Genomic DNA, 26081 nt, shown 5'->3' on the forward strand with positions numbered 1-26081 from the left:
ACTTTATCAAAATGACCCCCAATATTTTAGTTAGCATAATTATTAATAACTACAATTACGCTCGCTTTTTAGCCGAGGCAATTAATAGTGCCTTAAATCAAAGTTATGAGCAGATTGAGGTAATTGTTGTCGATGATGGTTCTACGGATAATTCTCGCCAAATTATTGCCGAATATGGCGATCGCATCATTCCTATTTTACAACCTAACGGTAAGCAAGCGGAGGCTTTCAACAGTGGTCTTGCTCGTAGTCAAGGGGAAATTATTATCTTCCTCGATTCAGATGATTATCTGTTTCCCCAAGCTGTGGCGGAGATTGTTAAAGTTTGGAGACCCGATCTAGCGAAGGTACATTATCGCTTAAACGTCGTGAATGGTGTGGGTGAATCTCTCGGCTATTCATTACCCCAGGGTACGATTCCTCTTACTCAGGGAAAAGTTTGGCAAATGCTGCTAGAAACTGGCAGTTACATTAGTACACCTACCAGCGGCAATGCTCTAAGTCGTCAGGTGTTAAGCAATTTGTTTCCCATTCCCAAGGAATACAAGCTGAGCGCTGATGATTACCTATCTTTTCAAGTGCCATTTTACGGTGAAGTAATGGCGATTGACCATGCTCTAGGCGTTTATCGAGTTCACGATAATAACCAGTGGGCATTGTCTACGGTGACAGGCGATCGCTTTTTACGGTTTGTCCGTCATGATCTCCAAAATTTTGCTTTGCTAACCAACAAAGCTCAAGAACTGGGTTATCAGGTTCCTCCAGACTTAGAGCAGCGTTCTATTGGTCGGCTGTGGTCAAGAATTATTTCCTTAAGGCTCAATGCCCAGACTCATCCTGTGCCGAGCGATCGCTCAGTAAAGCTAATTTATCAAGGAATCAGAAGTCTTTGGAAATATTCTAACTTTAACTTGCCTAAGCGCATCTTTTATAGTCTTTGGTTTATTTGGGTGGGCTTAATGCCTTTAACCCTAGCCAAGCCAGCTATTTCCTGGTTGTATGCTCCCCAACATCGTCCAAAATTGATTAGCTGGACGACTACTAAACTTCGAGCTTTAATCAGTTAAAAACCTTGGCAACATTTGTCAGAGCTTTATCTTGGGGATATTAAGCAAATGTAAATGAGATCTGATCATAGATGAGAACGATTCTAATTGCAATAGTTATATGTAACTGTATCGATTATGTTTAATAGTGCCGAATCAATTAGTAAAAGGTCGAAAGAGAATTTAGCTGGGGCAAATAATACTAACTTCATCATTTTTGCTTTTTGCCTTGTTTTTTATGGGCGAATTTTTATTACTTTAACTTCGGCTCCACCAATTTTGATTCATGCTCATTTTGTCATTGTTCCTCTGGTTCTGGGAATTGCTTTAGCTACGGCAACTGCCAAAAATCCACAGCAAACTATACTAGTACGTTCTTTGCTCTGGGGCATGTTGATTTTTCTGGTCACAATTTTAGTTAGTGCCATCTGGAATCGAGCTGGCTTTATCAACGCCGTTGTCAGCTTCATGATGCTGGGGGAGCCAATGATGTTTTTAGTGGCTATTGTCTGTATTCCAATGTCAGCAAGATTTTTTAGGCGGCTTAAAAGCTGGTTTATGGCATCGGTAGCGATCAACTTTTTGCTAGCTGCGGGGCAAAAACCGCTGATTGATGGCGGAAAAATTGATGCCCAAGGATTTGATGGTACTGATGGTTGTGGTGGAGTATTTTTTGTCTCAGGCGCGGGTAATTATGTATCGGCATCGGTATCTATTGCCTTTGCTATTTACTTTTTGGCAAACGGCAAAAACTTTCCCCTTTGGATTAGAGTTACGACGATTTTGGCAGCGTCTTGGCAACTACTATTTTCTGATTCAAAACAGCTGATCTTAGCCTATTCTTTAGCCTGGATAATTCTAATTATCTTTAATTTTCAAGACGTGGGTAAAACCATCAAGCTGCTACTGGGCATTATGGTTACTGGGTTGATTTTCTTCTGGTGTGTGCAAAATTTAGAGGCGTTTAATGCTTTTACCGCTTGGGCGAGACCAGAGTTGTATGGAAAAAATGGCGATGCTTGGTTCACTAAATTTTATTCCCTCAAAGCAATCTTGGCTGAGTTTAAATCTCCAGCCAACTGGCTATTTGGCTTGGGCCCTGGTCATACTGTAAGCCGTTTGGGAGCTTGGTTTATGCAGGACTACAGCCTGATTCTTGAACCTTTAGGGGCAACTAGCACCTCTATTGGGATAAGGTCTCGCGAGTTTATTGATAGTTTTTGGTTAGCTACTGGTTCTAGTCTATTTAGTCCTGTTTTTAGCTGGGCGGGAATTTGGGGTGATATTGGACTATTGGGTCTAGGAGGCTATCTGTATTTAGCCTATGTAATTTGGCAATCTTTTGGCTTAGATAATTCCTTAAAAATTACTTTACTGGCGACTCTGGTTTTAGGGTTTATTTTTACTCAGCTTGAAGAACCTGGCTATATGCTGTTTCTTTCGATGTTGCTGGGGCTAGCCTGGCATGAAAGACGGCTGAAATTTGAGCAGCAGGCGCAAGTTTAAATTTATTAATATTTTATCTTCTTATGTCTAATACTATTAAGCTCCACAATGACCCAAAGCTTGAAAAAGCTACTCCAGCAACAAAATTACGGGTTTTGTTTATCAGCCATACCTACGTAGTAGGAGTTAACCAGGGTAAGCTAAAAGCGATCGCCGATACAGGAGTAGAGGTTGCTTTGCTAGCTCCTAGTAACTGGCAGGCTCTGGAATGGAAACGTGTCATTAAGCTGGAAACTCCCTTTCCTGAAATCAAAACTTACTCGGCACCAGTTTTGTTCTCTGGCAGAGTCGGAGCGCATATTTATAACCCCTGGAAGATTTGGCAGGTAATTAATGACTTTAAACCTGATGTGATCCAGGTGGAAGAAGAGATTTTTTCGCTATCTGCTCTGGAAGTCGCTTTTTGGGCTAAGTTATGCCGTAAGCCGATGGTGGTATTTGGCTGGGAGAATCAATTGCGCTCTTTATCGTTCCTGCGTCGTGGGATACGGAACTTTGTCATGGGGGCGACCAACCTCTATCTAGCTGGTAATCAGGATGGTGCTGAGGTGATGCGAAGCTGGAATTATCAGGGACAAATTGAGGTCATGCCGCAAATGGGAGTGGATACGGAGTTATTTACTCCCCCTGCGCAAAAATCGCCAGAAGATCGGGATCGGGTAAATATTGGTTTTCTGGGGCGATTAGTTCCCGAAAAAGGGCTAGATATCCTATTGGCTGCCGTGAGCCAGCTTCAACAGCAGGATTTAGATTTTCAGGTTACTCTGTGCGGTTCTGGCCAGAGCGAGGCAGACTTACGTGAGGCAGCTAAAAATCAGCAGATTGCCGAGCGGTTAACCTGGCGTGGTGCTGTACCTCATGAAGCGGCACCCATTGAGTTAAGCAAATTTGATGTTTTGGTATTGCCTTCTCGTACTATTGCTACCTGGAAAGAACAGTTCGGTCACGTAATTATTGAAGCCATGGCTATGGGTATTGCCGTAGTAGGCTCTAACTGTGGAGAGATTCCCCATGTAATTGCTAGGGATGACTTGATTTTTCCTGAAGGAAATCCAGTAGCTTTAGCCGAAATTTTAAAACGGCTCATTTGTGATCGCAATTGGCGCGAGGAAATGGGGAACTATGGAATAGAGAGAGTAAAACAACATTATTCTCACGAACGAATTGCCCAAAGATTAGTCGAGCAGTGGCAAAAATTAATTCCCGCATTAAAGTAATTTATGAGCGAAACATCTAGAGCAGCAGGTATCGATCTGTGTCGTGGGTTAGCAGCCTTCGCCGTGATTTTAGTCCACTCAGGAGATGAAACTTGGGGAGTCCCAATCAGCGATCGCGCTATTCAATTTCGCCATTTATTTTATTTTGCCGTACCGTTTTTTTTGGCAGCATCTTTTTACTTTAGTACGAAAAGAACGCCGTTAAAGATTAATCGTGCTTTTTGGCAAAAAAAAATCCAGCGGATCGTCGTGCCATATCTATTGTGGAGCTTACTTTATGTTGTGGTTAAATTGGCGATCGCTTTTCTAACTCAAGAAACAGCACAAATCCCGCAATTACTAGCAGATCCTGTAGCGATTGTTTTCCTGGGAGGCGCTTCTTATCATTTATATTTTATGCCTCTTTTAATAGCTGGGACGACGCTGTTGTATCTGGCAAATTATCTTAGCCAGGTAAAATATTCAGTTTTTCTGCTGTCGTTTTTGACTACAGTCAGCATTTTGCTCTATCAGCTGTTGATCGTCTCTAAAAATGACTTTAATCTTGGTGACTATAATGCTTTTGCGCAGTTATTTCCAGTTCTTGGGGATAATATTTTGGCTCAAATCTGGAGATGCATTTTAGTTAACCTGGCGTGGTTAATTAGATGTTTTCCTTACTTGGCGATCGCTCTATTGCTCCAGGCAATCTTGAGCAAAGATCGGCAGTGGCTCTATCAACCAGCAAATGTAACTGCAATATTTTTGGTTTTTTTACTAGTTGATATTCTGGGTGCTAAGTATTTACCTGATGCTTTGAGTGAGCTATTAATTGCTTACTCTTTGTTGCTGTTTGGGATTGCGGTTTCTCAATTTATTTCTAACAGCAAGTTAATTACTAATCTCGGCTTGTGTTCTTTTGGGATTTACTTGATACATCCTCTGGTCAAAAGTGTAGTCGAGATTTTACTGGCAAAAATACCGCAAGTTACCCAAAGCGTTTCGATTGTATCAATGTTGATTTACGCTATCTCTAGTTTTTTACTTAGCTGGCTGGCGATCGCCTTAATGCAAAAAAATAAGCTGATTGCTCAATATATCTAGCATCTCTAGATTTGATTTTGGTAGTAAAAATAAAGGTTTTAAATTATTGAGGAGGATAAATGAGGATAGCGATTGTCAGACGAGAGCCAAAAGTTGCTTTTAGTATGGATGTTTATGCTGATAACTTGGTTGCTGAACTAAAAGAGCTTAGACCAGATTGGGAGATTCTAGAAATAGCTCCTCAACCCTGGAGTAAGAATCTAGAGAATCTTTGGCGTACAGGCAATCCTATCCGCAAGTATTATGAGCGTTTTTACCATCATCCGAAAGCTGTTAAACAAGTAGATGCCGATTTGTTCCACATTATCGATCACTCTGATGCTCACATTGCTTATGGACTAAAAAAGATCGGCAAGCCTGTGGTAGTTACCTGTCACGATTTAGTGCAGTTTATCTATCCTGAAATTATGAAAAATCAAGCTCGCTTTCCCGCCTTCAGCCTGGCGGTTTGGCAATATTGTGTCAAGGGAATTACTTTGGCCGATCGCACTATTGCTGTTTCGAGTAACACTGCCAAAGATGTCGCTCATTGGTTAAACATCGCTCCAGATAAAATCGCGGTCGTTCCTAATGGTGTGGATACAGTATTTGATCTAATAGACAAGAAAGTATTAGCTGACTGGAAGCAACAACATACTAAATCGCCAGACGAGATTTGTCTGCTGCATGTAGGCTCTAATCAACAGCGCAAAAATATTGAAACGGTCTTAAAAGTAATTAAGGCGATCGTCGAGCAAGATATCCCTGTTCGTCTGTGGAAAGTTGGCGGGGATCTTTACCCCGAACAGGAGCAATATATCGCAGCTAATAATTTAGGCGAACATATTACTTTGGTCAGCAATCCAGAACCACAGACTTTGATTAACTTTTACAATGCTGCTGATGTTCTAGTCGCTCCTTCTCTTTATGAAGGTTTTGGGCTGACTGTTTTAGAAGCCATGGCTTGCGGTACACCGACAATTACTAGCAATGTTTCCTCAATCCCTGAAGTCGCAGGGGATGCCGCCGTTTTAGTCGCTCCTACCGACGTTGTTGCCATAACTGAAGCCGTATTGCGCATCAATCGAGATCGGGCTTTTCGTCAAGATCTCATTGACCGAGGGTTAGCCAGAGTAAAAGAGTTTAGCTGGAAAAAAACCGCTGAGCAAACAGCCCAGCTATATGAGCAGGTCGTTAAATCAAAAAGTAACGCACTTATGGGTTAGATCGACAAGTTTATTCTTATTTACAGCGAATTTAAATATTAAACATTATTAAACATTTATTGTTACTGCCTAAATCAAATGAAAGTCTTATTATCAGCATATTCATGTGAACCAGGAAAGGGGTCGGAACGAGGAGTTGGCTGGAATATCGCCAAGGAAGTGGCGAAACATCATCAGGTCTGGGTTTTGACTCGTCCAGATGAGAGTAAAGACGCGATTGAGGCAGAGTTAAAACAAAACCCCATTCCCAATCTTCAGTTTGTTTATTTTACTCTCCCCTTTTGGCAAGATAGTTTACGCTGGGGGCAATCTGGAGCGATACAGCTACACTATTATCTCTGGCAAATCCAGGCATACTTTGTCGCACAAAAACTACATCGGCATATAAACTTTGATCTGGCTCATCATATTACCTTTGTCCGCTATTCCGTTCCCAGCTTATTGTCTTTATTGCCAATTCCCTTTGTTTGGGGGCCTGTGGGTGGTGGAGAATCAGCTCCCGCTAAATTTTGGGTTGATTTTAGTGGCAAGAACAAGCTTTACGAATATCTGCGGCTAATTTGGCGTGGTATTGGTGAACTAGATCCCCTGACTCGCTTGACCGCTCGCAAGAGTGCGATCGCTTTTGCTACCACTAAAGATACGGCAAAAAAACTCAGTAAATTGGGCGCACCACAGATTAAACAAGCTGCTGATACGGGAATTGCTCAGATAGAAATTGAACGACTCAGGCAATGTCCTTCCCCCACAGTTAATCCCAGTCGATTTATTAACGTTGCTCGTCTGCTGCACTGGAAGGGAATTTATTTAGGGTTGCGAGCCTTTGCCGAAGCTAACTTAACCGATGCGGAGTATTGGATAGTCGGGGAAGGGCCAGAACAGAAAAAGCTTGAGCATCTGGCGCAAGAGTTAAACATTGCCGAACGAGTAACGTTTTTTGGCCTGTTGGATCGCCAAGAAGTTTTAATCAAGCTGGGACAGTCTTCTGCTTTAGTTCATCCGAGCCTGCACGATACAGGTGGCTGGGTGATTTTAGAAGCTATGGCATCAGGCAGACCAATTCTTTGTTTGGATTTAGGAGGGCCTGGAGAAACCGTAACCCCTGATATCGGCATCAAAGTTCCTGCTCATGATCCTGAACAGGCAGTAAGAGATCTGGCCAAAGCCATGGTGAAACTAGCCCAAAACCCAGATTTATGTGTGCAAATGGGCAAAATAGGACAGCAGCGGATTCAAGAGCTTTATAGCTGGTCGGCTAAAGGCAAGTGGCTGTCTGAAGTTTATCAAGAATGCGTTGATGAGTTTCACCACCGCTAACTACAGCAGTTTTCAATTGAGTAGACACATTAATTTATCGAAGTAATGGGTAATGGGTAATGGGTAATGGGTTCTATCAACTGAAATTCGCTGTAACTTCTATTCATTGCTAACTCTAGAGACAGAGATAACTTTAGCTGTTGGCTTCACTACTAATTTTGCGTTATGTCAATCAAAAAACTAAGAGCTGTAATTATTTTCGTAGGTGCTATTACCAGTTTAGGAATGTCTGGATGTGAAGCAGGGGGATATGAACTGGAGGGATATTTTGTCTCATCCCAAGGTTCGGATGATAATCCTGGCACGATTAAGCAACCTTTCAAAACAATTCAAAAATGTGCGGATGCAGTTCAGCCAGGATCTACCTGCTGGATTAGACAGGGAACTTATCGGGAAACGGTTCGACCCCTGACTTCTGGTTTTGACCAAGAGCCGATTACTTTTGCTGCCTATAAATCAGAACAGGTAACAATTTCGGGTACAGAATTAGTTCCTAACTGGTCGCCAGATCGTGATGCCGTTTATCGAGCCAAGGCTAAGTTACCCGTTAATGGCTACAGCGATACGGGATTTTTTGCCAATCAAATATTTGTCGGGGGAAAAATGATGCCCGAAGCTCGTTTGCCCAATCTCAGTCCAGAACATGATTTTTTACGTCCTAATCTTTTGGGTGGTGGCGTAGAAAGTTTGGGGGGAACGACGGCAAAAATTCAGAATGAAGCAATTCCCGAACTGACTGAAGGCTGGAAAGGTGGCAGAGTTTGGGCTAATGAATGGTACACTACCCGCACTGGAGAGATAACTGGAGGAACGGCAACGCAACTACTAGCAGAAATGACTGCTGCCTGGGATCGAGGTGCATATTGGTTTTATCTCTTTGGCAAGCGGGAGCTACTAGACGATCGCGGTGAATGGTTTTATGACGGCAACAATCAGGAGCTTTACCTCTGGTCTCCTGACAATCAAGCTCCCAAAACAGTAGAAGTAAAGCAGCGCAATCTAGCCTTTGATTTGAGCGATCGCTCTTTTATTACTATCCGCAATCTCAATCTGTTTGCCAATACAATTACTACTAGCGATCGCAGTAGTGGCATAATCATCGACGGAGTTCGCGCTAAATATGTCTCCCATCACATGACTCTACCACCTCCACCAGAGTCAGAAAAAGCCTATGAATCTGATGATGCAATGTTCTTAGCAGCTCATGCTCACGATACGGGCATTCAGCTACGAGGTAGCAATCATGTCTTGAAGAACTCTGTTATTGACTGGAGTTCGGGTAATGGAGTCTTGTTAGAAGGAAACAATCATCAGGTAATTAATAACATTATTGTTAATACCAACTATCAGGTTACTTATGCGGCTCCTGTCAGAATTAACGGCAATGGTCATCAAATTAGCCACAATACGATTAAGCGCACTGGTCGAGATGCAATGAACTTTGATTGGCATACCGCTGGCACTGATGGTCGCAACCTAGAAATTTCCTACAATGATATTTCTGAATTTGGCATGTTGAGTACGGATTTAGGGGCAATTTATGTCTGCTGTCACATCAACTTGGAAGGCGGTTCAATTAATCATAACTGGATTCATGATGCTCAGTCTTTCAGTCCGTTTTGGGGTACTCGCGGTATTTATTTGGATCTGGAAACTTTTAACAGCACCGTTCATCACAACGTTGTCTGGAACTTAAACGGTAGCGATCATAACTACGGCATTGTCGCTGGCAGTCCCAGGGGATATGACCGAGTGTTTAATAATACTTTTTTAGGCAAGGTCTGGCTAGAGGGAGAAAATGTTGAAGCCCGCAATAACATCTTTGCCTCCTCTGAAAGTATTGGTGCTAAAAGCAAATCGAATAATTTGTTTATTGATACCGACGCTAAATTTACGCGATCGCCTCAAGCAGAAACTAAGTCTCTTTCTGGTACTACTGCCGATTTTACATTACAAAAAGATTCCCCCGCGATCGATGTTGGAATTGAAATTCCCCAAATTACGGCTGATTTTACGGGCAAATCTCCAGATGTTGGTGCTTATGAACACAATACTCCTGCCTGGAAAGCTGGATCGAGCTTAAAATACGATTTTGAGAGTAACTATTAATTAATATATAGCCCTACGTAACAACGTTAGGACATCTTTGAAATACTACTTCCTATTTCCTATTTCCTATTTCCTATTTCCTATTTCCTATTTCCTACTTACGAGCCGATTACTATTAATGTCCTAATCTAACTTTGTACGACTATATATGCACGTTTTTATTGCAGCACTACATCGACCAGTAAAACCTACAGGTGTCTGCCGACACGCAGTCAATTTAGCCCGTTGTCTGGCAGAGCAGTCTGAGGTAACTAAAATTAGTCTGGTAATTGGTGACTGGCAGCAGCATTATTTTGAGACTGCCTTTACCTTAGATTCAGACAAAATTAAATTGGTTGTCGTTAAAATCAAAAACAGTTCGCTGGTCAGGAATCTTTGGTTTCTGAGCGGTTTACCGAAGTTAGCTAATCAGCTTGGTTCTGATGTAGTTCATTTATCCTTTCCCTTACCATTTTTACGAAGACAGTTTAATGCGCCAATAGTTACGACAATTCACGATCTTTATCCCTATGAATGTCCCGAAAACTTCGGTTTTCCACAGGCTTGGTTTAATCAATTATTTCTTAAGCAGGCGATTAATAATAGTAATGGCTTACCCTGTGTATCACAGGTTACTGCTGACAAGCTCAGGCTTTACTTTCCAAAACTAAGACCCGATCAGCTCGTTGAAGTAATCTACAATTATGTTGACTTTGAAGATCTTGAAACAAAAGTTCCTCAGACAGTAGCAGAAAACAGTAAATTTATCTTGTCTGTTGCTCAACATCGGCAAAATAAAAATTTAGATCTACTGATTAAGGCTTATGCTCAACTGCGATCGCATGGGCAAATTGAGTTAGATTATCAATTGATCATAGTTGGCACCAAAGGGCCAGAAACAGAAAAGCTGACAAATTTAACTGCTGACTTGAATTTAGAAACCAACGTCAAGTTTTTATCGGCGATCGATGATAGTGAATTAGGTTGGCTATATCAAAATTGCGAACTGTTCGTGATTCCTTCTTCTACAGAAGGTTTTTGTTTACCATTGGTAGAAGCTTTACATTTTAGCGATCGCATAGTTTGTTCTGATATTCCTATTTTTCGAGAAATTGCTACGGCTAACTGTGTTTATTTTTCCTTGTTTGGTGATGCTTTAGGCAATTTGAGCCAGGCAATTACCCAAGTCCTTTCTAACCAGGCTTCTCATGCTCAAGCTGCAAGCAAACGTTTTGATCAGTCCATCATTGCGCAACAATATCTCAACTTATATAGAAAAATAGGAAATAGCGCGAAATTCCGTTGCGCGGGTTCCCCGCGTTGAGGAAATTTCGTAAGACGGAAATAGGAAGTAGCGATCGCAACTTTTATTTTGAGCATCAAACAGCACTATTCTTGTATATATTTAAATAACCCAATCAAGCTAATAGCTAAGAACCAAGAACGATGAGCTTAGCTATTTTGTCTGTCAAATTACTAACGTCCAAAATGACTAATCTCAGCGTCAACCTCAATAAAGTAGCATTAATTAGAAACACACGTAATCTTGGTATTCCTAGTATTACTAAAATGGCGCAAATCTGTATTGATGCTGGCGCTAAAGGAATTACGGTGCATCCTCGTCCCGATCAAAGGCATATTAGACCAGGAGACGTTTATGACTTACTAGACGTGGTGAAAACTGTAGAATTTAATATTGAAGGCAATCCTTTGGAAGTATCTTTTATGGAGATTGTGCGTCAGGTCAAGCCAACCCAATGCACCCTTGTTCCCGATACACCCGACACTTTTACTTCTGATAGCGGTTGGGACTTAACCAAGGATCGAGAGCGTTTAATCCCAATTGTCCAAGAATTGCACAATTTAGGTAGTCGAGTGAGTTTATTTATGGATGCAGATATCGAACAGATTAGTCTGGTTCCCGATACTGGCGCTGAGAGAATCGAACTTTACACTGAACCCTACGCTACTGCTTACCGTGAGAACCAAAATTTAGACGCGGTTTGGCAACAGTTTGCTGAGGCAGCTAAAAAAGCTCAGTCGTTGGGCTTGGGAGTTAATGCGGGACACGATCTCAACCTAGATAATCTGGCTAAGTTCTGTACTATTCCAGGTATCCTCGAAGTATCAATTGGTCATGCTTTAACTGCTGAAGCTTTAGAAATGGGCTTTGCTCAAACAGTCAAAGAATATCTCAAGATTCTGGCTCAATCTGCTTAGAAAACAGTTTTAAAATCAGGTTCAGTTGAATAAGTTTGGATACTAGGGATTTAATGAGTTGGGGTGAATTCTATCTTAAGCTAAAAGCTGATAGCTAAGAGCTATATGCGAAGCGGTATCCTTTAGGAAAAACTAGTCAATCAGAACGAAAGTAATTCACATTAAGCGTAAATATAGTTTTAAATTGAATTTCTGCGTAATTAAGCACGCCTAAATATTCTCTTTAATCGCCTTGAGTAAGCTATCAATCTCTTCTGGTAAAGTTAGATAATGCACGCAGGCGCGGATACATTCAGGATCGGCAATGGTTCGCAGTAAAAAGCCTTGCTGTTCTAAAGTATCTACTAACTGTTTGTGTTCCATACCTGTAACCTGGAAAGAGACTAATCCTGCTTCGGGAGGTGTGGTTTTTAAGCAGCTTACTCGATCTATTTGCTGTAACTGTGACCAGAGATAGTTACTTAACTGACAAATCTGCTGATAGCGATCGCTTTTATTGCCCCAGGCTTGATGAATCGCGATCGCCCTGCGCAAACCCTCGTATTCAGGATAGGCAGAAGTGGCTACCTCAAATTTTGCCCCGTCTTGTTTCCAGGCAATTGGTTTTCCTTGGGCATTTATTTCCACGCCTCGCCAGCCAATAAAAGTTGGGTGCAAATCGGCAAAAGCTGACTGGCTGATGTATAGTCCGCCAACTCCAGCAGGGCCACAAAGCCATTTATGACCAGTGAAGGCATAGTAGTCGATTTCTAGTTCGGGTAGGTTTAAATCGAGGGAACCCACGGATTGTGCTGCGTCTACCATGACTTGAATCTTAGTTTTAGCAGGATAGTTATGACAGGCTTGGGCGATCGCTTTGAGGGGCAACACCTGTCCTGTATTCCACAGCAAGTGACTTAAAACCACCATACGGGTATTTTCGCTTAAGTGACTATGAATTGCTGCTACAGGATCGCCACTGTTTAAAGTATCCATGATCGAACAGATCCTTACCTCTACGCCAAAACGACGCTTAATTTCTTCGACTGTGGCGATAATTCCTGGATGTTCACAGTCCGTCATCACAATTTGGTCGCCTTGCTGCCAATCTATCCCCCACAGGGCAATATTACAGCCTGCGGTTACGTTTTCTGTGAGGGTAATTGTCTCTGGCGTTGTTTCCAGTTCTAAGGCGATCGCCTGACGTAAAAGATTAACCCGATCTGTTAGCCAGCCATTAATTTGACCCGAAAAAGGGCCTGTTGACTGAATGTATTGGTGAGTGTCAATGATCGCCTGCAAGGAGGCTTCGGACATTGTTCCTTGACCACCAAAATTAAAATAGGTCTTATTAATCAACCCAGGAAATTGCTGACGGTGTTCTTTCAGGTCGGTTTTAGATAAACTATTAGTCATACGTAAGATCTTGCTTTGTGGCGAACCATTGTTAGTATATCGACATTCTTTATTAAATATTCGGCGACATAATTTTGGGTCAAAAGTGCTGTTATGCAGCAAACTAGCAGGGAATTATTACTTTTTATTCTTTTCTCTGGCTTTGCTCTAAAATGCTAATTTCCGATCATCTGTTACTTAACTATAAACGTTGCAACCGTCGCACCTTTCTCGAAATATTTGGCAATCCTCAAGAGCAAGATCCCGCTAAAGACTTTTTACTTAAGCTGAGGCGAGAAAATCAAACCCACCTGCGGAACGTAATTGAGGCGCGATCGCTTACACCTCATCGCCCGCAATCATCTCGTCATGATTGGCAGCTAAACACCAAGCAAACTATAGAGTTGATGCAGCAAGGAGTAGACTGCATCGTCGGCGGAACTTTAAGCGTCAGTCATGCTCAATGGCAATCCGCCATTCCAGCTATATACAATCCCCAGATTACCAATAATCAAGCCGATTTATTCGCCAAAATTACTTTTACCGCAGCACCTAGTCTGTTAATTAAACAGTCGGGAGCATCTATTTTTGGCAACTGGGAATATATCCCTGTAAACATCAAACTTGGTCGTAAACCCAAGCCAGAATACAAGTTAATCGCTGCTTTTCATGCTCAGATTTTGGCGATTATTCAGGAGCAAATTCCTGAGCGATCGCAATTAATCCTTAAAGAACACAATTCTTATCAAATCAATTTAGTTCATGGACTAACCAAGATGCAGGAAACTGTAGCCGAGTGTTTAATCATGCTGACTGAGAAAAATGAACCAGAAGTATTTATTTCTCGTCAACGCTGTAGTCTTTGTAGTTGGTATGGCTATTGTCATCAAGTTGCTAAATCAACTGAGCATTTATCTCTTATCCCTGGGATAACTCCCAAACGCTATGAATACCTCCAGTCAATAGGTGTAAACACCGTTCAATCTCTCCTTGATATTTCAGCAACCAGCCTGGAAGAAACATTAGGCTACGAGACTACTCATCAACTAAAACAACAAATCTCTGCCATTAAAAGCGATCGCCCTGTAGTGCGCTCAAATTTTGATCTAGTTAATACTCAGCCGATTCCCAGTGGTGCGATCGAGCTATATTTTGATATTGAAGCAGAACCTGAAAGGCAAACTGATTATCTATTAGGGGTGCTGCTGGTAGATCGAAGCAATAATAGCGAGCAGTTTCATGCTTTTCTGGCAGAAAATTTAGCAGACGAAGGCAAAATCTGGCAAGAATTTCTCGATTTTATTGCCCTATATCCCGATGCCCCAATCTTTCATTACTCTGAATATGAAGCGGATACGATTAAGCGTTTAGCGAAACTTTATGGCACTTCCAGAGAACAAAAAAAAGACATTCTCTCTCGCTTAGTCGATCTTCATTTTTGGGTGATGGCATCGGTCATTTTTCCTGTAGAAAGCTATTCTTTAAAATCTTTAGCTAACTGGATTGGATTCTATTGGCGTGAAACTACTGGTAGTGGAGATCAGTCTGTATGCTGGTACGATCAATGGCTAATTACACAAGATCGAACTTTGCTAGATTTAATTCTTAGTTATAATGAGGATGATTGTCGGGCAACTCGCTACTTAAAAGATTGGCTTTTAAACTTTATGGAATATCAACGTAATCAAAAGCTTGAATTGATTATTGAAAACTATAATTCTTAAGTTATATAAAGAAGTTTAACAATATCAGTGATTTACTCATAAATCGTATTTCATCCCAGGGATCATGCGTTAAATTGAGCATATAGATAAACAATTATTATCTAATTAATAAGTGCAGTTTATCTTCATGCTTGTTATTGACATGTTGCGATCGCAAAGGACGGACGCGAGACGCAAAGCTTATCCTTTAGGGTAACTGCAAGATAATCGCCCATCAGAACCAAATAAAACTTATTATGTTTTTAATTCTCTTACTTGTCACGGCTTTAACTAGTATTATTATTTATCTTCGTACCGATAATGATATTTTTGGTTTGCTAGCAGTAGTCATGTCGCTAATCTGTCTAATTTGGGGATTGGTGATCGCTCATTGGTCAGTTCATGTGCTGGCATTATTCGCTCTACTATTCTTTGGGAAGCCAGTAACCGTGGCTACGGTAGAATCTCGGCAGAGATAAATCGGGCAATTAATATTTAAAGCGGGCGGTAATTTACCATGATGGATATAAGTTACCGCTTTTTTAATGTCTTATTACTTTTGCTCAAGGGCATAAACTAACAATTTTAAAGTGTCAAATCCTTACAGTTGGCTCAATCAGTCTCTAGTTATAATCCAGCGTGCAAATTGGTATCGTTCAGTTAAAGCGATCGCGGGTAAACCAGGTGCAATAGTAGAATTAGCAGGTAAACCCGTAGTTAATTTTGCCAGTAATGATTATTTAGGTCTAAGTAGCGATCAAAGATTAATTAATGCTGCGGTGGCTGCAACTCAGGCTTATGGTACAGGAAGTACTGGTTCGAGATTGTTGAGTGGACATAAAGCACTGCACCAAGAATTAGAACAGGCGATCGCCTCTTTAAAACAAACAGAAGCTGCCTTAGTCTTTAGTTCGGGTTATTTGGCTAACTTGGGTACAGTATCGGCTTTAGTAGGGCAACGGGATTTAATTTTAGGAGATCAATATAATCACTCAAGTCTGAAAAAGGGTGCAATCTTAAGTGGTGCAACAGCTATTGATTATCTCCATAATGATCTTGCCGATTTAAGAGCAAAATTAATTAATCAGCGTGCTTTATACCGTCGGTGTTTAATTACGACTGATAGCGTTTTTAGTATGGATGGCGATTTGTGTCTTTTGCCTGAATTAATGGCGATCGCCGAAGAGTTTACCTGTATGCTATTAGTAGATGAAGCTCACGCTACAGGAGTAATGGGAAATAATGGTGCAGGCTGTGTTGAATACTTCAACTGTACGGGTAAAGCGTTAATTCAGATAGGTACTCTCAGCAAAGCTTTGGGCAGTTTGGGCGGATATGTGGCGGGAAGTGGCGAATTAATTGACTTTCTGCGTAATCGTGCAGTAACTTGGATTTATACAACTGCCTTATCTCCAGCCGATACCGCAGCAGCGCTCAAAGGTATTGAGGTTGTTAAACAAGAGCCTTCCACAAGAGAGCAACTTTGGCAAAATATTAACTACCTTAAACAGCAACTATCCCATTTAGAGTTGTTACCATCAGAATCACCTATTCTCTGTCTTAATCTCGATACTTCTGAAGCAGCATTAGATCTCTCTCAAAAGCTGCTCGATGCGGGGATCTTTGCTCCTGCTATTCGCCCCCCGACAGTGCCAACTAGCCGTATTCGCTTATCTTTAATGGCTACTCATGAACAGCAACATCTCGATCTGTTGATTGAAAATCTGAAGACACACTAGTGGAAAATAATGTATCAAGGGTATTGATTAAGCAAAAAAATTCTCGTAACCGTAAGCAATTACCGAATCGTGACATATTGAAGTAATTGATTTAATTTCCCCTGCGGATAGATTAGGCTTTCGTTTCTGATTAGCTAGATTTATTGCTCTATTGCCACGAGTTCCACCTGGATATTTTTTTCGATCATTTTTGTAGTATTGTTGATGATTGAGAACAATATTATCCCAATCTAAATCCAGAAAATATAAGATTTTGTGAATAACTTTTTGCGGATTAGTTAATAGCTCTTCATACTTAAAAGTAAAAACATCAAATCCTAATTTCTGATATTTATTAAGCGCCATATTTTTGTATTTCCAGATATAAGCTCCTAAAGAAATTTCGTCTAAACTATCTACATCAAGATCTGCAATATCAGGCAAAAAATCAGCATCTATTCCTAAAAGTTCTTTTTTGGCAAAGCAATTAAGCCAATTGCCCTGTTCAGTTTTAGTTTTAATCGTAAATGAACGCATAGAAGAAACAACAGAATAAGGATTACGAATTGGGAAAATAATTTTGGTTTGTGGATAGTGCTGTTTAATATATTTAAAATTAAACGTTTGGTTGGGCAGCTTAAAACAGGTCAAATAGTCCTTGACTGAGTTTCGATATAAAATGTTTTGATGAGGGAAAGAATAACCAGTTTCTGTCTCATCAATTCCTTTAATTTGAGGATGAGAATTAAGTATTAAAAATAATAGAGTAGTGCCACTTCGTTGACATCCTAAGATTAGAGCAGACTGTTTTGAAAATTTTGAATATAAAAAAGGAGGCTCTACCAGGTTACGAATTAATCTAGTTTGATTACTGTTGAGATTTTTAGTAACTAGGTTTTTTAAAGAATAAATTACATTCATTACACAAAAGAGATAAATTCTCAATAAGTAAGCAAGAGTAGCCTAAATGATTTCACTGATTTTGTCTAGACACTTAAGGTTGATGTTTATTATAGTTATTGTTGACAACCATCTTGAGCCAATTGAGTATAGCTAAATAAGCTACCAAACCATTGATTTGATAGAGCTTCTGCTTCTGGGCTATCAATTACCGAATTAACAAACTCTTGCCACTGTGGATCGTTGCTATGAATAATCATGCCATAGCGATCGCAAGTTAGAGGAAGCTCGGGTACTAAAGGATATTCTGCTGCTGATAACCCCTGCTGTTGAGCTTCGGCGCGTAATAAAATTCCGTCGCTAATCATCGCGTCTATTTTGCCCTGTGCCACCGCCTGGATACCTCTAATTCGAGCAGTCACTCCCTTATACTGCTGAAGAGTTGCCAGAGGATAGCGTTGAGCCACAACTTTGGCAGTAGTGGTATTAGCAATTACACCTAAAGTGGCACCATTTAAATCATCTTCAGGATTAAGAGAGTTATCCTGCTTGACTAAAAATTGTGTTCCTGTCAGAAAAAAAGGATGAGAAAAATTAGTGTTTTCTGGAGGATCGGGGCGAATTGTATTAGGGCCACATTCAAGATTGACCAGGCTATCTGCTACTAAGCCAAAACGATTAGTTGCAGTTGATTTAAGTAGCTTAATACTAAGCGTATTTCGTTCTAACTCCTGAGTTAATTGTGATTGCAACAAAGCAAAAAAATCCAAACAGTATCCCTGTATGTTTTCCTGGGCATCTAAATAGCCAAAAGGAGGTGCATCTTCTCGAATGGCAACGCTTAAGACTCCTGTACGTTGAATTTTTGCCAAAGTATCTTCTGCCTTGACTGAAGATATAGAACTCAAAAGACACAGACTACTAGTAACCAAAAATACTAAATTACGATTCATTGCCAATAACTCTCTTGAGTCTCAGACTAAAGTTAATATCTCATTTTAAAAAGCTTAGAGCTGCGGACGCTACCGTGTCCCAGTCGTCTTACGACGATCTGCGCTTAAGACTTATACAGGGCTAGAGAATAAATTCTCTGTCTAAGTACATTAAGTCCGTTTAAACGGACTTTAATTTTCAGCCAAGAAATTTATTTCTTGGTTCACTACAGTTAGAACGAAATAGCACTGAGACTTATAGCTAAAAACAGATTAACTTCAATAAAGCTATTTCAAAAAAATCGATCGAGATTAAGGATAAAAACCTAGTTTAGGTAAACCCAAAGATTCTGACCAATCCATCATCAGATTTAAGCATTGTACTGCTTGACCTGCCTGACCTTTAATTAAATTATCGATCGCCGATAGCACAATTACTCTACCAGTACGACGATCTACCTGAATACCTATGTATGCCAAGTTAGTGCCACAAGCCCACTTAGTTTGCGGATAGATACCGCTGGAGAGAACTTTCACAAAGGGAGAAGAACGATAAAAAGCGTTGTAGATGGTGATTAGATCTTCTCTAATTAATCCAGGATCTCTCAAAGTGGCGTAGACGGTAGACAAGATTCCCCTAACCATGGGGACTAAATGAGGCGTAAACTGCACAATAACTTCTTGACGAGCTAATATACTGCAAATTTGCTCAATTTCAGGAGTATGACGATGACTAGCAACTCCATAAGCGCCGATAGAGTTATCCGCCTCTGATAAAAGCATACTAATCTTACCTTGACGACCACCACCAGACGTACCCGATTTAGCGTCGATAATGGCAGTAGAGGGATCGACCAATCCTTGCTTGAGTAAAGGCGAAAGAGCCAATAAACTAGCAGTAGGATAACATCCAGGGCAGCCAACTAATTGAGCTTGTTTAATCTGTTCACGGAAAAGTTCGGGTAAGCCATAAACCGCAGATTTTGCCGTATCTTGGTCTGTTCGCTCTTTTTTATACCAGTCGGTGTAGGTATCTAAATTACTAAAACGATAGTCTGCCGAAAGATCTAAGACCTTGCAGCCTTTAGCAATTAAAGCGGGAGCCAGATCGCAGGCCAAACCATTGGGTAAACCGAGAAAGACAGCTGCACACCGTTCGGCGATCGCATCTACGTCAATTTTTTCGACAGTCAGATCGACACAATGATCTAAGTGAGGATAAATCGAACTATATTGCTTGCCCGCACTACTATCACCACCCAGATAGGCAATTTCAACTTGAGGATGTTCTAATAAAAGTTTGACTAACTGAACTCCGCCATATCCAGATGCTCCTACAATCCCAATCGGCTTTTTGTCACTCATGCTGCTGTGCCTCTGGCTAATCTTTAACTACGTTAACTTAATATCTTCTCTGAAGATCTATAGTTTAAGCACAATTAGACAATCTTCAACAATAATTTTTGCTAGGCAGCGTATAGCCGTACAAAGTTAGATTAGGATATTCATAGTAATCGGCTCGTAAGTAAACGAGCGACCCCGCGTCGGCGTAAGACGCAAGGGAATGCGCGAAGTAGGAAGTAGGAAGTAGTATTTCAAAAGTGTCCTAACGTTTTAACGTATGGCTATATATTAAATCAATAATTGTTTGAAATTTGAGATTTTGGTAGATGAAACGGCGATTTACTTGGTGGTTATTAGTCGGACTATTATGTATTTTGATGCTTGGCTATCTAACAGCTAAGAGTAATCGAGCAGCAACTAATAATAGTGATTTAGCTGTACCTCCTCGCCAAGATTTTCGGCTGGTGGTTATTAGCGATCTCAATAGTCAGTATGGTTCGACAGAATATGAGCCAGAAGTCACCCAGGCGATCGCCTTAATACCTCAATGGCAACCCGATCTCGTACTTTGTGGCGGAGATATGATCGCTGGACAAAAAGCCAGCTTAACTAAGTCACAGATTGAGTCGATGTGGGCAGCTTTCGATCTTAAAATAGCAGCACCTCTAAGACAGCAGCAGATTCCTCTTGGTTTTACTATCGGTAATCATGATGGATCTGGGGCGATTAAAGATCAAACCTTAATTTTTCAAGCAGAAAGAAATCTGGCTCAAGCTTATTGGCAGCAGCAAAAGCACTATTTAAATTTTGTCGATCGCACTCATTTTCCCTTCTACTATAGTTTTCAGCAAAACAAGATCTTCTTTCTCGTTTGGGATGCTTCTAGTTCTCAAATCTCACCCCAACAGCTCAACTGGATCGAGCAGACATTAAAAACTCCAGCAGCGCAACAGGCAAGCGCCAGAATAGTTTTAGGACACTTACCCCTCTATCCTGTGGCAAAAGAGAAGAATAAACCAGGAGAGTACTTAAACGAGGGAGATAAACTGCGATCGCTGCTTACAGAGAATAAAGTATTGATGTATGTTAGTGGACACCATCACGTATACTACCCAGGGAAGATCGATCATCTCGAATTACTCCATGCAGGGGCATTGGGACAGGGCCCAAGACAGTTAATCAACAGCGAGTTGTCACCCCGTCAAACGATTACTATCATTGATTTGGATCTGTCTAAATTGGCACTTACTTATACTACCTACGATGCCACCACTTGGCAAAAAATATTCCTCGAACAATTACCAGCCTCTATTCCCAACCCAGATGGCACTATCTGGAGACATGATCTCAATGGGCAAAAATAAACAAGAAATAATTCTTTTACTTTGACTATGAATTTTGTTATTCGTCCTTTGATGCTCGAAGATGAATTGATTGTGTGGAAGATGTTGCGATATGCATCTCATGAATCTTCCATCGAATCGGTTCGACAGCAGCCGTATTTAGCTCGTTACGCTTTGAATTGGGGCAGAATTGGTGATTTTGGTTATGTAGCTTCTAGCGATATGAGTCCCATTGGTGCAGCTTGGCTGCGTTTATGGCTGGGGAAAGATAAAGGGTTTGGTTATGTCAAAGATGAAATTCCCGAATTAGCGATCGCTGTTTTGCCAGATTATCGCGGACAAGGCATTGGCACTAGGTTATTGACAAAAATTTTAGGTGCAGCGAAGAGCGAGTATTCAGCAGTAAGTCTGAGTGTTCGGGCTAATAATCCAGTTTTGCGACTATATGAGCGTACAGGATTTATTCAGATTCCAGGGAGCGAAGTTGTCAATCGGTCTGGTGAAGTATCATTTAATATGATGTATGAATTCAATTAGTGTGCGCCTACTCACTCCCGCCGATGCTAAAGCTTATCGTTCTGTAAGGTTGCTTGCCCTCGATGAACAACCCTTCGCCTTTGGTTCGCTACCCGAAGACGAGCCAAATCTTTTGGAGACTGCCACAAGACTTGTAGAGAGCGATGATCGATGTTTTTTTGGAGCATTTCAAGCTGAACAACTCATAGGCATTATCAGGCTGTCTCGCTATTCAGCATCGAACGAGAAGCATCGTGCTTATCTGGGAGGACTCTATGTTATGCCATCCTTTCGTTGTCAAGGCTTTGGTAGGGCGCTCATCCAAGAGGCTTTAAGTCGAGCAGCGAATACTCCAGGCATCAGAAGGGTCAATCTAACTGTTGTAACCCAACAAGAAGGGGCAATCCGTCTTTATCGATCGCTTGGCTTCCGCATCTATGGTACTGAAGAGGAAACATTTTCGAGAGATGGACAATTCTACGACGAGTACTTGATGACCTTGGAACTCAACTCTGACAGTAATTACAACGCCTAACAACGATGGTTGTACCCATAGCGAGAATAGTCCTCTAGCCGAGATGAGGTATTTATAGCGATCGCCTAATTTAAAAGATTATGAGAATTAATATTCATGAAATTATCTGAAATTGATGTAGATAAATTATCAACAGAGCAAATAACAAAAATATTGTATGGTGAGGAAAAAGATAATGGAGAAAAAGGCGATTGCATCTTCGTGTATGGAGGTAGAGGAATAGAACGAGTACATAAAGCTGTTGAATTATTTAACTTTCAGCGTGCAGAACACATTCTATTTTCTGGAGGCTCAGGATATGGCAAATATACCTATCCTTTGTTTTGGACAATGCGAGATAATGCTTTAAAGCTGAAAGTTCCAGAAGACAAAATATTAGTTGAAGATCGTTCAAATCATTCAAAAGATGGTGCGATCGCTTCGTTATTTGTTTTAGAAAATACGGCGTTGCTGGATTGAGGTATGATTATTGAACTTGCGATCGCTAATTTGAAATAAGATTTCCGAAAAATGAATTGTCCTGAGTGTCCTAGAGGACTAGCTTCGCGTCGTAAGTCAACTAAAATTCAGAAAATATGAGAGCGATCGCCTATACCTAAATTCAGCTCACCCCCAAAGCTAAATATGTATATAGATAGGGGTGATCCAATTAACACTAGACCGTGATAATTTTAAAACCTAAACTTGGTGATAAGGACTAGTCAGTTTATCTAGTTGATTGACCAACAAACTCAGGAATAAGCCCACATCTGTTACTACACCGACTGATTCGACTGAACCGCGATCGCTTAACTTGGTGACCACCGCTGGATTGATATCTACACAGACCATTTTTACACCCGCAGGGGTCATATTCCCCACGCCGATCGAATGCAGCATCGTTGATAGCATGAGGATCATGTCTGTTCCTTCTAAGAGTTGGGCATATTCTGACTGAGCCTTAATTAGATCCATTTGAGTATCGGGTAAAGGGCCATCATCGCGAATTGAACCAGCTAGGGCAAAGGGGACATGATGTTTAACGCATTCATACATAATGCCGTGGGTAATTATTCCCGCCTCAACTGCTTGAGCAATGCTGCCGTAACGTCGTACTGTATTGATTACTTTTAAATGATGGCGGTGTCCCCCACGAACGGGAGTACCTTTTTGCATATCTACCCCCAGGGAAGTACCCATCAGGGATTGTTCTATGTCATGAACGGCGATCGCATTTCCTCCTAGTAAGCCTTGAACATAACCGTCCCGTATCAAACGAGAAAGGTGTTTTGCCCCTCCTGTATGAATGACCACAGGGCCTGCTGTGACGACGACTTTACCCCCGCGATCGCGAATTTGGCGCAATTCCCAAGCAATCTGTTCGACTACTAATTCGACTCTTCTTTCACTTGATACCCCCGCACCCATGAAGCTGAATTCTTCTTTGACTTTAGGTTCTCGATTAGACTTTTTCCGCACAGTACGGATACCTTCTACACCGACCACAACGCGATCGCCTTTGTTTAAATCCCTGAGAATGCGACATTCTGCCGTTACGCCATGGCTACCATCACTAATGACAATTGCCCCATCCATGCGTTGCTTTTGGACTCGAATCCATTGACCATTAATATTGACTTCGGTGGGGTAGATATTGCTGACATAGAAGTCATCGGGGGCAACTCCATCGAGATCGCAAGTTTCCACGATCGCATTATCCACCTCCTGGTTAGTAGTAACCGCCCCCAGTTCAATCAACTGAGTCATGATTTTTTCCATCACTTCATGGTCAGGGGCTGATACGCGCACTTCTGCACTAGAAGTACTTTGTCTTTCTAGACCCAGGTTAAAGTTCAAAACTTTAAAGCTACCGCCATTGTCTACTACCAAGTCTAAAGAACGATTCATGATCCCTGCATCCAAAAGATGTCCTTCCATGTGCAGTACACGGCTTTCTACAGGAGTACTGGCATGAACATCGGGCAATACAGGTTCATTAATTCTCAGAGTGAGACATTTAGCTGCACCACCAGCCTTGAGAAATTCAGTTAGGGGAGTCTCAATCACTTCAAAGCCAACATCAGCTAAACGTTGTTTAAGACTATCACTCGCCTTATTCATCACTACCGACTGTCCAACGTTGACAGAATTACAGGCAAAATTAATCGCATCTGTTTCGGCGATCGCAATTCTTTTTTCGGCGGGGACACGTCCTTCGATGATGTGATTGGAATAGGAGTCAAAAGCCCCAGGATAGTAAAGCAGATAGCCTCCCGATAGCGGACAGAAACAGGTATCTAAATGATAAAAGCGCTCGTCAATTAAACGCAGGGATAGCACTTCAATATCTAACCACTTAGCTAGATAAGGATGGGAATCTAATTCAGAACGAAAACCATAGCCTGCCCATAGCCATCGTCCCTCGCGGTCTAGTAAAGCATCTCCCGCGCCTTCAAAGGGTAAGTCTTGAGGTAGTTCAAATACATTAAAACCATTGTCTTCAAACCACTGTTTAAAATAGGGTTCTTCTCCCTGGCGTTCGGGATGGTAAAAGCGACTGAGAACCGCATTGTCTCCTAGCACTAAACCCGCGTTGGCAGTAAATACCATATCAGGTACACCTTTTTGTCCCTGAACTAGATCTACCTGGGCAATTTCATTGAGGACAAAATTCAGTTTTGACCATTGTTCTACCGCTTTATCCCGAGAAGACTTATGAATATTGCCTTCCATCCAGGGATTAATCACGTAATCTACATCGTAGTGATCGGGAGCGCACATTAAGATGCGAATTGGTTCAGTCATAGCGATTTATGTGTGAGTAGGTAAAAAAGATCGAACAGTTTCAGAATTAAGCATTAGCTACCAGTGTATTGAGCAATCCAACCCCCAAATAAGAAAGCATTGTAAAACTTGTTAATCTGATTAAACCCAGCAACCTCTAATAGTTCAATAATTCTGGCTTCAGTGACAAAGTGAATTGAGTTACTAATAGAAGTCTGAAATTTCTCTTCTGCTTTGGTTCTAGTTTCATCATCTAACTGACTAAAATAAAGAGCCTGCCAAGCTTTAGTAAATTGACTAAAGTAAGACGCCGATCGATCCCCATAAAGATCGGCAAGGATAAATTTTGCGCCAGGCTTTAGACGTTGAGCAATGTCTTTTAATAGCTGCAACTTAGCTCCATCATCAGTCAGAAAATGCATCACTAACATCAGGGTAGCTGCATCCATCGGTTCGGTTTCAGGTAAGCTATTCACATAACCCGAATGTAAATTAACTCGCTTTTGCAACCCTTGAGCAGCAAGTTCTGCTTGAGCGATCGCCATCATCTCAGAGGCAGGATCGACACCCGTTAATAACCATTCTGGATTAGGCTTTGAGTAATTAACCAACTCCATCCCCGTACCCGAACCAACAATCAACAGTCTTGCTGATTTACTGAGGCTAGTCTTTAATAGACTCTGTGTCATGCCATGGAGAGACTCATAGCCTGGAATCGCTTTACGGATATCAAGATCGTATTGAGTAGCGCGATCGCGATCAAATTCAATTTTTGCCTCTGCCATAGCTATATTTTAGCCAAAATCAATTGCACGTTGGACTCTATCAGACCTGAATTATCCTACTATGAAAAGCGTCTGCTTAATGTATCTTAAGTCTCAATCATGTTAAGCAATGATGACATCTAGTAAATAGGGAGATAGGGAGATAGGGAGATAATTATTGTCCTAAATCCCTAAATACAATATTTAACTGTTCATCAGAACCCGACATAAAACTTTTAGCTCTTATTTTTAGGTGCTGTACGATGTTCGCCAAAATATTTTTCACTGCGATAACGTAGCCAAATTCTTAGCTGTTGTGGAATCTGCTCTTTTTGTTCTGGGGTCAAAGTGTTGTATAGGGCGATCGCTTTCTCTCTTTCCCCGCGACAAGCAGCATTATTATGAGCATCCCAGTAACTCCTCGCTACTCGAATACGCCGACATACTTCCTTAACTAATTCTTTGCCCTTTAATTCTTGATTCTTCTTTTTCTTAGCAACCATTATT

The 26081-nt window shown here is 41.2% G+C and carries 23 protein-coding genes; 16 read left to right on the forward strand and 7 right to left on the reverse strand.

Going from position 1 to position 26081, the window contains the following annotated elements:
• Positions 1 to 11 precede the first annotated feature (11 nt).
• From KME09_15050 to KME09_15090, 9 genes are all read left to right on the forward strand, one after another.
• Positions 12 to 1067, forward strand: a complete 1056-nt coding sequence (locus KME09_15050; protein MBW4535251.1) for a glycosyltransferase family 2 protein — start codon at positions 12 to 14, stop codon at positions 1065 to 1067.
• Positions 1068 to 1184: 117 nt separating this feature from the next.
• A complete protein-coding gene (locus tag KME09_15055; GenBank protein ID MBW4535252.1) occupies positions 1185 to 2552 on the forward strand; it encodes a hypothetical protein in 1368 nt (455 codons plus the stop codon).
• A gap of 23 nt (positions 2553 to 2575) precedes the next feature.
• A complete protein-coding gene (locus KME09_15060; protein ID MBW4535253.1) occupies positions 2576 to 3769 on the forward strand; it encodes a glycosyltransferase family 4 protein in 1194 nt (397 codons plus the stop codon).
• Positions 3770 to 3772: 3 nt separating this feature from the next.
• Complete coding sequence (locus tag KME09_15065) at positions 3773 to 4852, forward strand: acyltransferase (protein MBW4535254.1); 1080 nt, start codon at positions 3773 to 3775, stop codon at positions 4850 to 4852.
• Positions 4853 to 4911: 59 nt separating this feature from the next.
• Entirely contained in the window at positions 4912 to 6057 is a 1146-nt protein-coding gene (locus KME09_15070) for a glycosyltransferase family 4 protein (GenBank protein MBW4535255.1), read from the forward strand.
• A gap of 78 nt (positions 6058 to 6135) precedes the next feature.
• Positions 6136 to 7374 carry a glycosyltransferase gene (locus KME09_15075; GenBank protein ID MBW4535256.1) on the forward strand — a complete coding sequence of 413 codons (1239 nt, stop codon included), beginning with the start codon at positions 6136 to 6138 and terminating at the stop codon, positions 7372 to 7374.
• Between the two features lie 165 nt (positions 7375 to 7539).
• On the forward strand, positions 7540 to 9483 hold the full coding sequence (locus KME09_15080; GenBank protein ID MBW4535257.1) for a right-handed parallel beta-helix repeat-containing protein: 1944 nt from the start codon (positions 7540 to 7542) through the stop codon (positions 9481 to 9483).
• Positions 9484 to 9631: 148 nt separating this feature from the next.
• The gene (locus KME09_15085; GenBank protein ID MBW4535258.1) at positions 9632 to 10786 is read left to right on the forward strand and encodes a glycosyltransferase family 4 protein; all 1155 of its coding nucleotides are present in this window, start codon (positions 9632 to 9634) and stop codon (positions 10784 to 10786) included.
• Positions 10787 to 10950: 164 nt separating this feature from the next.
• Positions 10951 to 11682: a pyridoxine 5'-phosphate synthase gene (locus KME09_15090; GenBank protein MBW4535259.1), complete on the forward strand. Its 732-nt coding sequence runs from the start codon at positions 10951 to 10953 to the stop codon at positions 11680 to 11682.
• A 210-nt stretch (positions 11683 to 11892) separates the two neighbouring features.
• On the opposite strand, the gene KME09_15095 is transcribed toward KME09_15090, so the two are convergent.
• Positions 11893 to 13077, reverse strand: a complete 1185-nt coding sequence (locus tag KME09_15095; protein MBW4535260.1) for an aminotransferase class V-fold PLP-dependent enzyme — start codon at positions 13075 to 13077, stop codon at positions 11893 to 11895.
• Between the two features lie 152 nt (positions 13078 to 13229).
• Between KME09_15095 and KME09_15100 the strand changes: the two genes are divergently transcribed.
• The 3 genes from KME09_15100 to bioF all read left to right on the forward strand — a co-directional run bounded on the left by KME09_15100 (position 13230) and on the right by bioF (position 16498).
• Entirely contained in the window at positions 13230 to 14780 is a 1551-nt protein-coding gene (locus tag KME09_15100; GenBank protein MBW4535261.1) for a TM0106 family RecB-like putative nuclease, read from the forward strand.
• Positions 14781 to 15016: 236 nt separating this feature from the next.
• Complete coding sequence (locus tag KME09_15105) at positions 15017 to 15238, forward strand: hypothetical protein (protein ID MBW4535262.1); 222 nt, start codon at positions 15017 to 15019, stop codon at positions 15236 to 15238.
• Positions 15239 to 15349: 111 nt separating this feature from the next.
• A complete protein-coding gene (gene bioF, locus KME09_15110; GenBank protein ID MBW4535263.1) occupies positions 15350 to 16498 on the forward strand; it encodes an 8-amino-7-oxononanoate synthase in 1149 nt (382 codons plus the stop codon).
• Between the two features lie 27 nt (positions 16499 to 16525).
• On the opposite strand, the gene KME09_15115 is transcribed toward bioF, so the two are convergent.
• The 3 genes from KME09_15115 to argC form a co-directional block, all read right to left on the reverse strand.
• Entirely contained in the window at positions 16526 to 17398 is an 873-nt protein-coding gene (locus KME09_15115) for a sulfotransferase (GenBank protein MBW4535264.1), read from the reverse strand.
• Between the two features lie 95 nt (positions 17399 to 17493).
• Positions 17494 to 18330, reverse strand: a complete 837-nt coding sequence (locus KME09_15120; GenBank protein ID MBW4535265.1) for an amino acid ABC transporter substrate-binding protein — start codon at positions 18328 to 18330, stop codon at positions 17494 to 17496.
• A 291-nt stretch (positions 18331 to 18621) separates the two neighbouring features.
• On the reverse strand, positions 18622 to 19674 hold the full coding sequence (gene argC, locus KME09_15125; GenBank protein ID MBW4535266.1) for an N-acetyl-gamma-glutamyl-phosphate reductase: 1053 nt from the start codon (positions 19672 to 19674) through the stop codon (positions 18622 to 18624).
• Positions 19675 to 19979: 305 nt separating this feature from the next.
• Between argC and KME09_15130 the strand changes: the two genes are divergently transcribed.
• The 4 genes from KME09_15130 (at position 19980) to KME09_15145 (ending at position 22506) form a co-directional block, all read left to right on the forward strand.
• Entirely contained in the window at positions 19980 to 21017 is a 1038-nt protein-coding gene (locus KME09_15130; protein MBW4535267.1) for a metallophosphoesterase, read from the forward strand.
• Positions 21018 to 21044: 27 nt separating this feature from the next.
• Entirely contained in the window at positions 21045 to 21533 is a 489-nt protein-coding gene (locus KME09_15135) for a GNAT family N-acetyltransferase (GenBank protein MBW4535268.1), read from the forward strand.
• Positions 21520 to 22047 carry a GNAT family N-acetyltransferase gene (locus KME09_15140; GenBank protein ID MBW4535269.1) on the forward strand — a complete coding sequence of 176 codons (528 nt, stop codon included), beginning with the start codon at positions 21520 to 21522 and terminating at the stop codon, positions 22045 to 22047. The genes KME09_15135 and KME09_15140 overlap by 14 nt, the downstream gene beginning before the upstream one ends.
• Before the next feature lie 96 nt (positions 22048 to 22143).
• On the forward strand, positions 22144 to 22506 hold the full coding sequence (locus KME09_15145; protein ID MBW4535270.1) for a YdcF family protein: 363 nt from the start codon (positions 22144 to 22146) through the stop codon (positions 22504 to 22506).
• Positions 22507 to 22725: 219 nt separating this feature from the next.
• Here KME09_15145 and KME09_15150 read toward each other — a convergent pair whose 3' ends face one another.
• The 3 genes from KME09_15150 to KME09_15160 form a co-directional block, all read right to left on the reverse strand.
• Positions 22726 to 24831 (reverse strand): TIGR00300 family protein, encoded by a 2106-nt coding sequence (locus KME09_15150; protein ID MBW4535271.1) that lies wholly within the window; start codon positions 24829 to 24831, stop codon positions 22726 to 22728.
• Positions 24832 to 24884: 53 nt separating this feature from the next.
• Entirely contained in the window at positions 24885 to 25595 is a 711-nt protein-coding gene (locus tag KME09_15155; protein ID MBW4535272.1) for a class I SAM-dependent methyltransferase, read from the reverse strand.
• A 215-nt stretch (positions 25596 to 25810) separates the two neighbouring features.
• Positions 25811 to 26077, reverse strand: coding sequence for a hypothetical protein (locus tag KME09_15160; protein MBW4535273.1), 267 nt, complete (start codon positions 26075 to 26077; stop codon positions 25811 to 25813).
• Positions 26078 to 26081 lie beyond the last annotated feature (4 nt).

Source organism: Pleurocapsa minor HA4230-MV1 (genome assembly GCA_019359095.1).
GTDB classification, from domain to species: Bacteria; Cyanobacteriota; Cyanobacteriia; order Cyanobacteriales; family Xenococcaceae; genus Waterburya; species Waterburya minor.